The following is a 15,013-nucleotide window of genomic DNA, read 5'->3' on the forward strand; positions in this document are numbered from 1 at the left end:
GTAAGTCCCTTCTCTTTGAAAAGTCGTACGGGTCGATCAGCCTGCAGCTGCGACGCCGGTATTGGATGTGTCTCGCGCCCGGATGACCTTGGCACGCGAAAGCGAGGAATTGTTCACGGCGCCGTCGCACCAGCCGAGGAACTCCGAGAAGGAGTTGGACCAGGCGCGGCGCGCCGCTGTTCTCAGGCAACCTTCCATGATCGGCGCCAGCAGGTTGCGATCGCGCGAAACCTCGGCGATCGCCTTGACCATGTCGCGCACCACCTGGGGATCGGACGAGGCATCGATTAGGATGCCGTCCTCGCGATCGACGATCAGTTCGTCGACGGCGCCAACCGCGGTTGCGATCGGCACGCAGCCGAGCTGTTGGGCTTCGGCGATCATCAGCGGGGCACCTTCCCAGCGCGAAGGCATGATCAGAACATCGGCCCAGCCGAGCGCCTTGATCAGGTCGCGGCTGGCAAAGACCGGTGGGCGCACGTCGACGCCCAGTTCCTTGAGCCGGTCCGTCCAGGAGAACGAGGCATCCGCCAGGATCTCGCCACCGATCGCCCGCGCATCGAACGACACGTGTGCGGCCCGCAGTTCGGCGATCGTCGCGGCCAGGCGGTCGATGCCCTTCTGCTGGTCAAGACGACCCATGTAGAGCAGCCGCAGCCGGTCGTCCTTGCGCTCGATCCGCCGCACCTGCAGCACGTCTGCAAGCACCTTGGGCGGCACGGAGAAACTTGCGCCGTTCGGAACGGCAAAGATCTTCTCCAGCGGCACGCCGAAGCTGTGCAGGTAGAACTTCAGTTGTTCCGAGCAGGTGAGGAAGGCGTCGTAGCAATGCTCGTGGGCGATGGCTGCAAAGGGCTGGCCGGCCGGGCGCTTGAACGGCGTGTTGTCGACGACGTGCAGATAGCAAGCCGTGCGTGTCCCTTCCGAGCGCAGCCGTGCGATCAGCGGATGCATCGCCATCACGTGGTTGTTGATGACGAGATCGAAGCCTGAAAGCTGACCTTTAAGCGCACCCCAATCGACTTCATGATGGTCGGCAATGAAATCCTGGCCGAGGAACGAGCCGGAGCCGCCCCAGGCCGGGATGCCCTGATCCCAGAAGTGAACATAGTCGAAGCTCGAATCGAACTCGTCGATCACGTCCATCCGGCTGGTGCCGAGCACGAACAGATGCGTCTCGTAGCCCGCGGCCCTAAGTTCACGCGAGGCGGCGTAGATGACCTTCTCGGCGCCGCCAAACGACGCGTTCGGCACGAGAAGCGCTGCAGTTTTCTTGCCGGCTTCGCTGTGCCCGAGCGGCAGCACCGGCGAGCCGCCGATTTCCGTTCGCAAGGCCTTGTGCAGGTCGGAATAGGGCATGAGCCGCGCGGGGCGCCAGGTCCAGCGACGGCCGGCCGTGCGGCGAAGCGGACTGGTGGCGATCGCGTTGACGCAGTTGATCATCACCTGTTGCGGCGTGATCAGCGTGCGGCGCGGCAGGGCGCGCGGGAACGGGAAGCGCACATTGAGAACCGCCGAGGTCGGCCATACCTGCTGCGTGCCGATAGAAGCAAACCAGTCGAGCGCATTGTTGCGGATGACGTCGCGCAAGAGCGCCGTCGAAATGAAGATGAGATCCGGTTGGCCGAGATGCTGGGCGCCGGCGTCGAGGAAGGTCGGCTCGATCTTGCGCTGCGTCGCGTCGTTGCCGAGATGAACGAAAACGACGTTGGCTTTCTCACTCAGGCGCTCCAGGTGACAAAGCACGTTGGGCAGCATGCGCGAGCGCAAAAGCAGATCGATCGTCGCACCGCTGCCGGCCATGACGAAGGGCGGAAAATGCACGTTGTCGGGCTCGCCGGTGCTGGCCCAGAAGGCTGGGATGATGTCGTCGAGGCGCAGCCGCTTCGGTTGCTTCGTCGGATCTGTGAAGAACGAGATCGCCGCGTCTTCGGTGCGCGCGAAGAGATAACGCGGGCACTCCTCATGCTCGAAATCGACGAGCATCGGCCGCTGGAACAGCGCCTTGTGGCGCTTTCTGAGGAAGCTCACGGATGTCGCGCGGTCGCGGTTGGCTTCCTTGAAACGGCTTTCGGCGCGCAGGCGGTATTCGAACGTCGTGTCATGGCAGGGCGTTCCGACAAAGCCGTGCTCGACGCAGGAAAGCCAGAACTCCCAATCCTCAAAACCGTTCTGTCGGTCGTCGTTGAACCGAACGCCTTCCTGGAAGACCTCGATCGAGATCATCGAGCCGGTGTCACAGATGTTGTCCGTGATGCAGTGGACGAGCCGCGAATACTGGTTGCCGTAGTGAGCCCGCCAGCTCACCGAGAAGGTGTCAATGTTGGTATAGACCCAGCCGGCGCCGCTTTCGTGCAGGCGCCGATAGAGGGTCTCGATCGTTCCCGGCAGGACTCGGTTGTCGGCGTCAAGGAAATAGACGGCCTTCGCCTCGGGCAGATTTTCGAGCACGTAGTTGATGGCGCGGTTGCGCGCGCCGCCGGGGCCGGCGTTTCGCCCGAAGACCACATGGATATCAGGGTGGGCCCCGGAATAGAGCAACAGTTGATCGAAGGTTTCCTGCCGCGGGTCGCCGTCGACCGAAACGACGATGGCAATACGGCAGCCCTCGAGGTCCGATGCAAGCGCGGATTCGAGCGCTTCGAGCGCCAGCGCCGCATGGCCATAGAGCGGCATGGCGATCGCAACGAGGTCCCTTGGATCGCTATTGCTGGACATGAGACGCACCACTCGACTGCTTGACCATCCGGAAGCCCGACACCTTGAGCCAGGAGAAATCGACCGAGTCGGTTACGGCGCGGCTGAGGATCATCAGATCCATGGGCTGGCGCACCGGCTCGTCGAGCTGGAAGTTGATGTTGATCGGCTGCTCATTGGTGACCTCGCGCCAGCCGCTGAAGAAGGCGGACGGCTTGACCACCCCCTTGCGAGCCAGTTCCGCCACTTCGGAGCGCGCGTTCGAGCCCGCTGGCGCGAGCAGGAAGCTGACGGCTGCCGGGGCGCCCTTGGGATGATCGACCACAGCGCTTGCGGAGAAGGATATGGTGCCGGGCTCGACAGCGCGACCGACGGCGCCGGCCGATACCCCATTTGCAAGCGGATGGCAGACGACGGCGTGTTCGTGTTCGAGAAAGCGCACGGTCTGGAATTCCGGGACGACCGGCGTCACCGATACGTCAACGATCTGGCTGAGCAGATCGACCGAAAGCCGGTAGTCCTCGATGAAGTGGCCGTCGAGCAGCGCGGTCGGCGCGATCATGTTGGGCATGCGCGTCGGCTTGACGCCGGGCAGGCCGGTGTAGACGCGGAACGCTAGAGGGCGCAGATCAAGGTCGGCGTGTCGGGTCTCGGACCGAGCCGTATAGTGTTCACTGGCGATGGGATAGCCGAGCGAAAGCCCGATCGTTTCACTACCGGTCGTCGAAACGCGAAGCCGCAGTGTCTTCGCGCCTCCCCCGCAGGTGCGCGGCAGGGCAAAGAAGTTCCAGCTCGGAACGAGCTGCGAGAATGGAACGGCCCACTCTGCAACCCCCTCGCCGCTCTCGACATAGCTCAAGACAACGACCAGTTCGCCGCCGTCCCGCGGGACCGAGTTGAAGTGAAGCCCGATGCCGGCGACGCCATGGCTGGAGACCGGCAGGAGCTGTTCGACAAAGGCATTGGCAATCAGATGGCCGATGCCCTCGTCCTTGGGATCGACATAGGGGTCGTGCGCAAAGACTTCGGCGACCGGTTCCCAGTTGCGTGCCTGGAACGCATCTTCGAGCGCGCGGTAGTTTTCAAGCAGCGTTTCACGCTCGCGGCGAAGCAGCGCAAGCTCGGATGTGATTGCCGACGAGAACCGGGCAAGCCGCCCGACACCACCATCGACCAGCGCCTGAATGAGCCCAGCGCTTTCGCTGACGGCCTCGGCGCTCAAGCGCTTGATCGGGATATCCGGGACGGTGCCAAGTGCTCGCAGCGAGACGATGCCGTCGGCCAGATCCGCCTCGCCCTCGCTAGAAAAGGCGAGCCCGATCAATGGAAACACGTTTTCCAGGGTCGCATCAGGCCGATCGCCTGCCGGAAGAAAATGAACCAGGTGCTCGATGCCACTGCCCTGGACACTCGCCCTATCGTGATCCGAGGCCAACACCAGCTTTCTCTTCGCCTGCGAATACCTCACGCCAGAAGACACCAACCCTTGCACGCGCCACCCTCAATTCAACCGAATTCTCTCTGTAGTTGAATCCCCCAATCCGAAATAAACCGGCGAATTCAACGACCTAGAGAAAGCATATCAAGGTTATTTGCACTGCACAATAAGTTATATTTGCGTTTTTCGTGAAATAATAGTTCGGCTTTTGAAGTATTATGCAGATGAGACCCGTAATATTTGAGTGGATCCGGGGGTTCCCATTGCCTTATCCAGCAATGTCATCTGTCGCGCAATGCAATCGCCCAGACGGAACCTTTGCTCGACGGTGCGGCGGGCGGCCGCACGCAAGTCGGAATACTTCTCCGGTTGCTGCAAAGCGCCAGAGATCGCCTCCGCGAGCGCATCCGTATCGAAGAACGGCACGAGCAGGCCGTTGCGGCCGGAGCTCAACACCTCCTGCATCGGCGCGGTGTCCGATCCAATGACGAGAGCGCCGCAGGCCATGGCCTCCAAGACCGACCAGGAAAGCACGAAAGGATAGGTCAGATAGATATGGGCGGTTGAAATCTGGAACAGCTGCTTGAGGACACCATGCGGCACCACGCCTGGAAACAGGAACCGGTCGGCCGGGATATTCAGGGATTGAAGCAGATAGTCCTTCCACGAGCCGCCACCGGGCGGTGGGGCGCCGTAACTGACGCCGTCGCCACCGACGAAAACGAAAAGCGCATCGGGATGGCGCTTCGCGACCTTTGCGGCCGCCTCCAACGCCTGCGGGAAGCCGCGATAGGGCTCGAGATCGCGGGCGACGAAAGTAACGATCGGCGGATCACCCGCCTTTAGCACCCGTCCGTCCGGAAGCTTCAACGATGCCGACGGATCGGGACGGAAGACGCGAGTGTCGACGCCCTCGTGGCAGACGGCGATACGGGCGCGATGCTCCGCCGGATAAAGGCTCCGTTGCCATTGGGTCGGGCTGAAGCCGCCATCGATCGCATCAAGCGTCAGGAGTTGCGACATGTTGCGCAGCCGCAGTCGCTTACGCGTATCCTGGTCGGGCTTGTCGTCGGGGGCAAAGCCGATATCGGCCCCTTCGGCGCGGTAGAAAAACTCGCAATAGCCGAGTGCCGGGACATTCGGCAACACATCCTTGACGAAGGTCATACCGCCCCAGCCGATGTGCCCGACGATAACGTCGGGCACCTGCCCCTGGCGGGCCATGGCATCGAAGGTTTCGGCGACCCGGTGACCGATCCGGACATGATGGTCAGGCACACCAAGGTGCCTTCCCATCTGCGAATTGGCCTGCGGGCCGGGTTCTGCTCTGTGGCGAACGACACGCGTTGCCGGAATCCGCTGATCCACGGTTTCCGTCACGAGTGTCACTTCATTTCCGGTCTGCGCCAAATGAGACGCGAGAGCGGCGAACTGGCAGAAGCCGCGCCGGTGTACAAATGCTACGTGCATATTCCCTGCCTATAGCCGTTGAAAGGACAGCCTGTGCGCGGGCATCTCAGATGCCGTAGCGCGTTGCATTCCCCCAAACCAGCTCGAGCCGGTGCAGTGTTTGAAATGCGGTTTCGAGATTGCGCCGGTCCTGCTCGCCGTGGCTCAGGACACGTTCATAGGCGCCAGCCGCCTTGCGTAAGGAATCGCACAATTGCTTGCCCTTCTCCGAAAGCTTGATGCGGGCCGAGCGCCGATCGCGCTGGGAGGCGGCCCTGTCGATATACTCTCCGTCGCCCAACTGCTTCAGGTAGTAGGAAACGTTGGAGCCGACATAGTGGCCACGGTCCAAAAGCTCCGCCACCGACACTTCCGCATCGCCGATCGCCAGAAGGACCATCGCCTGTGCCGGGCCGATATCGTCGACGCCAAGCTTCGTCAGCTCGGCACGCAACAGGCCGGTAAAGCGCCGGCTGGCCCGCTCCATCATCCGTGCCAACTCGAAATATGTGACCACGGACGCTTCGCTCTCCTGGTCAATATTGTCATGTTCAGGGGCACTTCCAGCTGCGTCATCCCCGGGGCGGATGGCAACAGCGCCGCCAAAATCTGCGAACGGATAGAGAATCCTTTGATTCATCCCTCTCTCCAACTGAGCATTACTACAATATTCAAAAATTACTTCAAATTTTGAAGCAATTTTTCGCCCCCTTTACTCCCCCCGAATACGACTATCTTGAGCATTCCACCATTATTGTGTCACACTTATCACGGCAACACTGTGATTTAAGTGATAACAAACAAAATAGCTTCCTCAAGACCCCAACGAACTTATCCAGAAAATCGCCACGCGTGACAGCAAACGAGGCAATATGATTAGCAAGAACCAAATTGGGCCAAAGAAGGCGCAAAATGGAGCAAACGATCCGCGGCTGCTTATTTTGAAGGCGCGCCGCGTGTTTGTTTTGGCACTTATTTATGCAGCCCTGCTGAGTGCTTGCATCGGCATATTGCAGCTCTCGACACCACTCTACATGATGCAAGTTCATGACCGCGTTTTGAACAGCCAGAGCATGGACACGCTGACCATGCTGACGATTCTCGTCATCGGCGCACTCGTGATCTACGGCGTGCTCGAATACATCAGGGCTTTGACGTTCCAGGCGATGGGTAGTGCGGTCGTGCGCTGGCTGAACCTGCCGGTGCTGACCGCCGCCGTTCAGGCGGCCGCCGATCAAGGGCTGACCCGGGCGACCCAGTCGCTACGGGACCTGGCGGAATTGAGAAGCTTCCTCACAACCTCTGCCGTCAGCGCCCCACTCGATGCCGCCTGGTCGCCGATCTTTCTCGGGGTGCTCTTTGCGCTGCACCCAATGTTCGGCCTTCTTGGCGCCATTTCCATTGCCCTGCTCGTATGCTGTGGATTGCTGACTGATTTGCTGACTCGCCGGCTGATGAAAGAGGCCAATCAAGCCAATATCGAGGCCGTTTCGAAAATTGGTTCAAGCTTGCGCCATGCCGAGGCGATCGAGGCGATGGGCATGCTGCCGGCACTTGCCCGCCGCTGGCGCACCGCACAGCTGCACGCGCTCGACGCGTTGGAAACCAGCGGAAGCCGCAGCAAGGCGATGGCTTCGATCACCCGTTCGCTGCGCTTCATGATCCAGGCGGCCGCACTGGCAACAGGCTCTATCCTCGTGATGAAACAAGAGATTTCCCCCGGCGCGATGATGGCGACGACCATCCTCGTCGGACGCCTGCTCGCCCCGTTTGATTCGATGATCGAGAACTGGCGTCAGTGGGTGCTCGCCATCGCAAGCTGGCGCCGGATAGAGACTGCGCTGAACCAGGATCTGGCCGTACGCCAGACCATGCCGCAGCCGCGCACGCAGGGCGATCTTGTTGTGGATAAGCTCGTTTACGCGGCGCCCGGCCTCGATGTGCCGATCATCAAGGGCGTTTCCTTCTCGCTCTCGCCCGGCGAAGTTCTCGGCATCGTCGGCCCCTCGGCGGCGGGCAAATCGACACTGGCCCGGCTCCTCGTCGGAATTCAAAAGCCGACCACCGGCGGCGTCTTCCTCGACGGCAACAATGTCTATCTGTGGGAGCGCGCTTCCTTTGGCCAGATGACCGGTTACCTGCCGCAGTCGGTTTCGCTGCTCGAAGGAACCATCCGCGACAACATCTCGCGCATGGAGGAAGGCGAACCCCAAAAAGTGCTCGAGGCGGCTCGGCTTGCTGACGTGCACGACATGATCGGGCGCCTGCCGCTCGGCTACGACACTCCGGTCGGCGATGGCCACCTGACGCTTTCGGGCGGCCAGCGCCAGCGCATCGCTCTTGCCCGCTGCCTTTACGACCATCCTCGCCTGATCGTTCTCGACGAGCCGAACGCCAATCTCGACGCCATCGGCGAGCGCGCATTGATCCGCGCGATCGAGCGGGCGCGCAACGACGGTGCGATCGTCATCATGATCGCCCACCGGCCGACGATCATGCAGGCCGCCGACAAGCTGCTCGTTCTTGAAAACGGGCGCATCACCCAGTTCGGCCCGCGCACCGACGTGGTCGCATCCATGACACCCGGGGAGCCGAGACGGGAAGGCGTATCCGCATGACGAACAAACAGAACCTGCCAGCCTCTCGCGACGCACGCACACTCGTGGCCAAGGACGACCGCGCGAACCTGCCCGCGATCCCCGAGCGGCCCCACCCTCTGCACGGGCTGGATGCGGACGCAGAAGGAAGCGCCACCGCGCCGCTGCGCGGCGTGGTCCTTGCGGGCCTGACGACGATCCTCGTCGCCTTCGGTGGTTTCTTCGGTTGGGCGTTTTCAACGGAACTCAGCAGCGCGTCGGTCGCAAGCGGCACGATCGTGGTCGATTCGAAGCGCAAGACCGTCAGCCACTTCGAAGGCGGCATTCTCGACCGCCTCCTCGTCCAGGAAGGCGATCGCGTCACGCTCGGCCAGCCGCTGGTCAAGCTTGCCGACACCCGCGCCCGATCCGACCTTGAGGCACTGCAAAGCCGGCGCCTTGGGCTGATCGCAAAGCTTGCCCGCCTCAGGGCGGAGCAGACCGAAGCCGCGCAGATAGATTTCCCCGACGAGCTGATGGGCACCGCGGAAACCGCTGCCGACGACGCGGTGAAGGCGGAGACAAACTTCTTCGACCGCCGGCGCGAAGCAAAGGCCGGCCGGCTCGAGGTTCAGGGCAAGACCATCGAAGAGTACTCGGAAAGGGCCAAGTCGCTTGCCGAGCAGATCAGAGCGACCGATCGCCAGATCGAACTGATCACCGAGCAGCGCACCGCGATCGCGACGCTGGTTGCCAAGGAATTTGCCCAGCGCTCCAAGCTGATCGAGATCGATGCCAAGCTCAGCGAACTTGCCGCTTCGCGCGGTGAGCTTGCTGGCAACAAGGCCCAGGCCGAAAAGGCGGAAGCCGGAGCGGAACTCGGGCTGACCGGTATCGAGAACGAATTCCAGTCGGAGATCGCCGGCGAAATCACGACCGCCCGCCTCGAACTTGCAGATGTGGGACAGCGCCTCGTCTCGGCCAAGGACGTCTTGAGCCGCCTCGAAATCCGCTCGCCGCAGACCGGTATCGTCACCAACATTCAGTTGCGCACACCGGGCAGCGCGGTCTCTGCCGGCCAGCCCTTGCTCGACATCGTGCCTGAGGACGAACCGCTTCTGGTCGAGATGCATGTCGGCACCCGAGACATCGACAGTATCGGCATCGGCTCAAAGACGCAAATCCGGCTGACCGCCTACAACCAGCGCTCGCACCTGCCGCTCGATGGCGAAATCAGCTACGTCGCAGCCGACCAATCAGTCGATGACAAGTCGAACGTCTCCTACTACGTGGCGCGCGCCCGCATTGCGCCGGCCTCGCTCACCGCCAACCCGGACATCCGCCTCTATCCCGGTATGCCGGCGGAAGTGCTGATCGTGCACAAGCCGCGCTCGGCGATCGATTACATGGTTTCGCCGATTGCAGAGAGCCTCAATCGAGCCTTCCGGGAAGACTGATCCAGAAGGCTCCAACACCGCCTGCGCCGGCGAAATTCAATTTCGCCGGCAATTTGTTTCTAATTTTGAATTTATTTCTAAGTAATAACAAAACTATCGCCCCTTAGATCTCAGGGATAATCATCAAACTGATACAAGATATACATCGTAAGTAGCAGATAATAATATAGTGCAGCTGATTTTATTTCTTTTTTGCTGTTGCCATATGTTTTTTTGCAGTGCAATGTCGCCGCGCTCGCCACAGGTTTGAGACCGAGGATGAGCGCAAGCACAACCAAAATGACGTACGCAACAACTAAGAGGAGTAGCATATGGCCACGTTGGAAGGCGGCGCGTATGATGACGCCCTTTTTGGCTCACGCTTCGACGACTTCATTCACGCTCGCGCGGGTGATGACTTCGTGAACGGAGGCAATGGCGACGACACCATTTTCGGCGACGAAGGTGATGACATGCTGTTCGGCGGTAACGGCAGCGATACCCTGTTCGGCGGCTGGGGTGACGACGTTATCCATGGCGAGAACGGGAACGACGTTCTGTTCGGCGGCCAGGGTGATGACCTGCTTTACGGCGACAACGGGAACGACATTCTCATTGGCGGCGGCGGCAGCGACCTGCTGATGGGCGGCCGAGGCAGCGACATCCTGTTCGGTGGTGCCGACAACGACATCATCAACGGCGGCCAGGGCGACGACGTCATGACCGGCGGGGAAGGCAGCGACGTGTTCGTGTTTGACGGCGGTGGCGGCAACGACGTCATCCTCGACTTCACGCCCGGCGAAGACCTTCTGCAGATTTCGAAGGACATCAACGGCCTCGACATTTCGTCGCCGGAAGATCTGGCATCGCGCGTCACCCAGGTTGGTGGCAACGTGGTCATCGACTTCGGCCATGGCGATACGCTGACGCTCGTCAATGCGGACGCCGACGACATCCAGGCGAACCCGAACCACTACTTCACGATCCATTGAGATTGACTGGCGCGCCCCACTTCCTCCCGTGGGGCGCCCTCCCTTTTCGTCCTTCAGGAGTAGCGCGTGACGGCAGACGATCGTATCAGAAGCTTCGGCCTCGACTTCACAAGCGCCGCAGCTTTCAGGCTCGGCTTCGACGTTGCTGTGCTGATCTGGGACGCACCTTCCGAACTCCCGGCAAAGACAAAATACGCCCTTTCCGCGTCGCGGTCCCTCGTCCCTCTCGTCAGCATGGCGCTTCCGCGCGCCCAAGGGGGCCAACGGATCTTCTGGGCGATGCGCCCCGGAAACGACCGCGAACTCGGCGAAATCGCGGCGGACGGCGAGATCTTGCAGACGGTGGTTCTGGAACCGACCGCCAAGCTCCCTTTCCTCGATCTGGCGGCCCAGCTTTCCGATCTCCAGCCCGAAGGTCGTCTCAAGTTTCTCAATAATCTGTTGACGGTCTGGCGAAGCGCGTTTCGCCTGTCTCGTGACGAGTTCTTTATTGGCCTCGTCGATGACGTGATCCACGCCCTGAACCTTGGGCAGCGCCCCGCAACCATCGCCTGTCGGCTGGCGCATGGCCGCTATCTGGCAGAGACGACCGTCAATGCCGAGCTCGGCGAGATCAACGCCATCTATGCGCTCGGCGCCGAGGCGATTTTGCCGCTGCCGCAGCAATTCGCCGTAACCGGCCGAACCGAGCGCGGCCAGCGCCGCTGCCATTTCGTTCTTGAATCGCCGCGTGCGCCCCAGGCGCTCTCACTCATCATCATGGGAAAGCGCGGTATCGCCGTGCGTGAGCTTTCGCCGCGCGGTTCCCGATATCCCAACCTCCAGCAATGGTGGCCTGAGCACGGCGCAGCGCCGGGCTTGCGCGAGTTCGTCGTGCGGTCCTTGAGCGAGGTTCCGGAAAGCGGGACGGCCCTTGCGATCGACCTGCAGCTTCGCTCCGCCCTGCCGGCAAAGCAGGCGGGCAAGTCCGCACTACATCCGGGTGCTGAGATCGACCTCGCCCTTGCCATGTCGGAAGGCCTGCTCATAGGCGGCTGGACGCGGGACGCGAACGGCGTCCTTGCCGGCATCGACTATCTCCAGGAAGACGGCACGGCCTTGCCGCTCGATGGTAACTGGTATGAATTTCCGGGCTGGGCCCGCGGCACGGAGGAAGGCTCCAAGACCGACGTGACCGGTTTTGTCAGCTGGCTGCCGATGCGCGATCCACTTGGTCCCCTTCTTCAGCCGCGCTTTCAGTTGCGGCTGGCGTCCGGCGCAGTCAAGCCGCTGGTGCCAAAACCGCAACCCTTCGATCCAGCAACACAACGCAACCGCATCCTGCGCGCCGTTCCGCCCCAGCACGCCAACGATCAGGCATTCCGCACGATCCTTGCGCCGGCGCTGAAAGACGTGGAACAGCGACTGGGCAAGACGATCAGGGTCGACCAGACCAAGGACTTCGGCCCGATGATGGCCGCGCCTCTCGTCTCGATCGTCGTTCCCCTCTACCGCGTGCTTGACTTCCTGCGCTTCCAGCTGTCGGGACTTGCGACCGATCCTTTCGTCGCGGCCAACGCCGAGATCATCTACGTGCTCGATTCCCCGGAGATCCACGACGAGACGGAGCACCTGCTCGGTGGCTTCCATCTGCTCCACGGGCTTTCGATGAAGCTCGTGGTGATGAACCGCAACGGCGGCTATGCCCGCGCCTGCAATGCCGGCGCACGCTTTGCCCGCGGTTCTGTCATCGTCATGCTCAACTCGGACGTTGTGCCCTGCGGGGCCGGCTGGCTGGAAAAGCTTGCGCTGCCGGTGCTGAAGGAAAAGTCGATCGGCGCCATCGGCCCGAAACTGCTGTTCGAGGACAGCTCGCTGCAGCATGCGGGCCTCTATTTTGCCCGTAACAAGCAGGACATCTGGCTCAATCACCATTTCTACAAGGGCATGCCGGGCGCCTATGCGCCGGCGCAGGAGACGCGCAGCGTGCCGGGCGTCACCGGCGCCTGCCAGGTGATGCGCAAGGAGGTGTGGGACCTCGTCGGCGGCTATGCCGAGGACTTCGTCATTGGCGACTACGAGGACAGCGATCTCTGCCTCAAGATCCGCCAAGCCGGCTTCGACATCGTCTATGAGCCGGCAGCCTGTCTCTATCATCTGGAGCGGCGCTCGATCAGCCGCAGCCAGGATTACACGCGCGGCGTCGCCAGCCAGTACAATGCATGGCTGCATACCGAGCGCTGGAACCAAGACATTACCACCCTGATGCCATCCTACCTCGGCGCCGAAGAGGCGGCAGCGCCGAGCACCCGTAAGCCTGCCGCCAGGAGCGCCGCATGAACCAGCCCGCACTTCGCCACGCAGACAACCTGCAGCCGGCCTGGCAACAGAACGAAGACGGTATCGAAGGCATGCTTCAGACGGTTCTCACCAATCGTTTCCTGCCGCAGCCGGACCAAAACAGCGTCTTCGTCGGAGATGGCAACTACCGGGCTGTCGGCGCGGAGTTCCTCGGCCACTTCATCCGCATGGGCGGATTACAGCCGAAAAGCAGCGTGCTCGACATCGGCAGCGGCATCGGCCGCATGGCCGTTCCGCTGACGCAGTACCTCGATAGCGATCACGGGCGCTATGTCGGCATCGACCCGGTGGAAGGCGGCGTCACCTGGTGCCGTCAATCCGTCACGCCGGTCTATCCGAATTTCACCTTCCAGCATGTCGACATCGCCCACGAACTCTACAATCCGTCAGGCAGGATCAACGGCAAGGCGCTGAAGCTGCCTTACCCGGATCGCCAGTTCGACTTCGCCATCATGACGTCGATCGTCACCCATCTGCCGCCGGACGAGGTGCTCGTCTATTTCAGCGAGATCAACCGGATGCTGAAGCCCGGCGGACGGCTTTTCGTTACCGCCTTCGTGGTCGATAGCATCGCCGCGAAGGATGAACACGGCCGGCGGGATCCCCGTCTTGCCTTCGTTCGCAGCGGCGACGGCCCCTGCTGGTTCGTGCCCGGTCTGCCGCCGCTTGCTGCCGTCGGTTTCGACGACGGCTTCCTCGACCGGGCGCTGGAGCGGGCAGGCTTCACGACGGTCCTGAAATCGCTCGGTCACTGGCGGGGCCAAAGTGCCGGTCACTACCAGGATGTCTTCGTCGCCGAACGCCGGAGTGTGAGCGGATGAAGAAGCGTATTCTGGTCGCCGCGCACAACCATCCGGCGCTTCACCCCGGCGGCACGGAGATTTTCGCGCACGACCTCTTCCGCGCCTATCAGCGGGCCGGTCACGAGGCGCTCTTCCTCGGCGCCACCAACGAGACCCACCGCCAGGTGCGGCCCGGCACAAGCTTTCAGGCGATCGGCCCCGAAGGCGACGAGGTGCTTTTGTGGTCCGGCCATTTCGATCGCTTCTTCATGAGCCAGATCGACCTTTATGGCGTCGTGCCTGACCTCACCGAGCTTTTGCGCGATTTCCGGCCGGATGTGGTTCATATCCACCATTTGCTGTTGCTTGGCGCGGAGTTTCCCCACATCGTCCGCCGCACTTTGCCCGACTGCCGGATCGTAATGACCCTGCATGACTACTATCCGCTCTGCCACCACGACGGGCTGATGGTGCGCACCAGCGGCAAGGAGCTTTGTCACAAATCGAGCCCCGACCGTTGCCATAGCTGCTTCAAGGACATTCCGCTCGATCGTTTCGTGTTGCGCGAGCAGCATCTGAAAGCGTTGCTCAGAACCGTCGATCGCTTCATCTCGCCGAGCCAGTTTCTGAGGCAACGCTTTATCGACTGGGGCCTTAACGGCGACCAAATCGACGTGATTGCCAATGGCCTACCGCCACGAGACGCGCCGTCGCGCAAGGGCCAGCCGGAGAACGATCGGCCGGTTTTCGGCTATTTCGGCAATCTCAATCCCTGGAAAGGCACGTCCGTACTTCTCGAGGCTGCGCGGCAGTTGATCGACGAGGGCCTGCGTTTTGAGCTGCGGGTGCACGGGGGCGCCCCCTTCCAGGCCGACAGTTTCAAGGACGAGATCGCCCGGCTCTTCAAGAAGACGGCGCCCTCCGTTCAGCAGCGCGGCGCCTACAGGCGCGAAGACATCGGCGACCTTATTGCCGCAGTCGATTGCACCATCGTGCCTTCGATCTGGTGGGAGAACGCACCGCTCGTCATCGGCGAGGCGCAGTCCCAGCGCAAACCGGTGATCGCCAGCAATATCGGCGGGATGGCCGAAATGGTGCAGGACGGCGTCAACGGCATCACCGTCTCGCCAAACGATCCGCGTGCATTGGCTGCCGCCATGCGCCGCATGGCGGAAAGCCCTGACCTTCGGCGCCGCCTTTCGGCCAATGCCCGCAAGCCCAACGATATCGATACCACTGCCCGGCGCTATCTCACGCTCATCGACGCGATCGAGCCCCGAGAAACCGTCGCCGCCTAGAGGGA

10 protein-coding genes are annotated in these 15,013 nt (G+C 61.9%); 6 read left to right on the forward strand and 4 right to left on the reverse strand.

The genetic code is table 11. The features are described 5' to 3' along the window. Nucleotides 1-36 precede the first annotated feature (36 nt). From IB277_RS29770 to IB277_RS29785, 4 genes are all read right to left on the reverse strand, one after another. On the reverse strand, nucleotides 37-2,718 hold the full coding sequence (locus tag IB277_RS29770; protein WP_034798031.1) for a glycosyltransferase: 2,682 nt from the start codon (nucleotides 2,716-2,718) through the stop codon (nucleotides 37-39). Then, the gene (locus tag IB277_RS29775; protein WP_192372302.1) at nucleotides 2,705-4,177 is read right to left on the reverse strand and encodes a DUF6212 domain-containing protein; all 1,473 of its coding nucleotides are present in this window, start codon (nucleotides 4,175-4,177) and stop codon (nucleotides 2,705-2,707) included. The genes IB277_RS29770 and IB277_RS29775 overlap by 14 nt, the downstream gene beginning before the upstream one ends. 174 nt (nucleotides 4,178-4,351) lie before the next feature. After that, the gene (locus IB277_RS29780) at nucleotides 4,352-5,605 is read right to left on the reverse strand and encodes a glycosyltransferase family 4 protein (RefSeq protein WP_051659390.1); all 1,254 of its coding nucleotides are present in this window, start codon (nucleotides 5,603-5,605) and stop codon (nucleotides 4,352-4,354) included. A 46-nt stretch (nucleotides 5,606-5,651) separates the two neighbouring features. Then, nucleotides 5,652-6,224 (reverse strand): MarR family transcriptional regulator, encoded by a 573-nt coding sequence (locus IB277_RS29785; protein ID WP_034798035.1) that lies wholly within the window; start codon nucleotides 6,222-6,224, stop codon nucleotides 5,652-5,654. A 232-nt stretch (nucleotides 6,225-6,456) separates the two neighbouring features. Here IB277_RS29785 and IB277_RS29790 point away from each other — a divergent pair, with 232 nt between their 5' ends. The 6 genes from IB277_RS29790 (at nucleotide 6,457) to IB277_RS29815 (ending at nucleotide 15,008) form a co-directional block, all read left to right on the forward strand. Then, complete coding sequence (locus tag IB277_RS29790; RefSeq protein ID WP_034798037.1) at nucleotides 6,457-8,202, forward strand: type I secretion system permease/ATPase; 1,746 nt, start codon at nucleotides 6,457-6,459, stop codon at nucleotides 8,200-8,202. After that, the gene (locus IB277_RS29795; protein ID WP_034798039.1) at nucleotides 8,199-9,617 is read left to right on the forward strand and encodes an HlyD family type I secretion periplasmic adaptor subunit; all 1,419 of its coding nucleotides are present in this window, start codon (nucleotides 8,199-8,201) and stop codon (nucleotides 9,615-9,617) included. Before IB277_RS29790 ends, IB277_RS29795 begins: the two co-directional genes overlap by 4 nt. 311 nt (nucleotides 9,618-9,928) lie before the next feature. Next, on the forward strand, nucleotides 9,929-10,588 hold the full coding sequence (locus tag IB277_RS29800) for a calcium-binding protein (RefSeq protein ID WP_034798040.1): 660 nt from the start codon (nucleotides 9,929-9,931) through the stop codon (nucleotides 10,586-10,588). 66 nt (nucleotides 10,589-10,654) lie between these two features. Then, entirely contained in the window at nucleotides 10,655-12,907 is a 2,253-nt protein-coding gene (locus IB277_RS29805) for a glycosyltransferase family 2 protein (RefSeq protein ID WP_192372304.1), read from the forward strand. Continuing rightward, nucleotides 12,904-13,749 (forward strand): class I SAM-dependent methyltransferase, encoded by an 846-nt coding sequence (locus tag IB277_RS29810; RefSeq protein WP_192372306.1) that lies wholly within the window; start codon nucleotides 12,904-12,906, stop codon nucleotides 13,747-13,749. Before IB277_RS29805 ends, IB277_RS29810 begins: the two co-directional genes overlap by 4 nt. After that, a complete protein-coding gene (locus tag IB277_RS29815; protein WP_192372308.1) occupies nucleotides 13,746-15,008 on the forward strand; it encodes a glycosyltransferase family 4 protein in 1,263 nt (420 codons plus the stop codon). The genes IB277_RS29810 and IB277_RS29815 overlap by 4 nt, the downstream gene beginning before the upstream one ends. Nucleotides 15,009-15,013 lie beyond the last annotated feature (5 nt).

The organism is Ensifer sp. ENS07, from assembly GCF_014852185.1.
Classification (GTDB): Bacteria; Pseudomonadota; Alphaproteobacteria; order Rhizobiales; family Rhizobiaceae; genus Ensifer; species Ensifer adhaerens.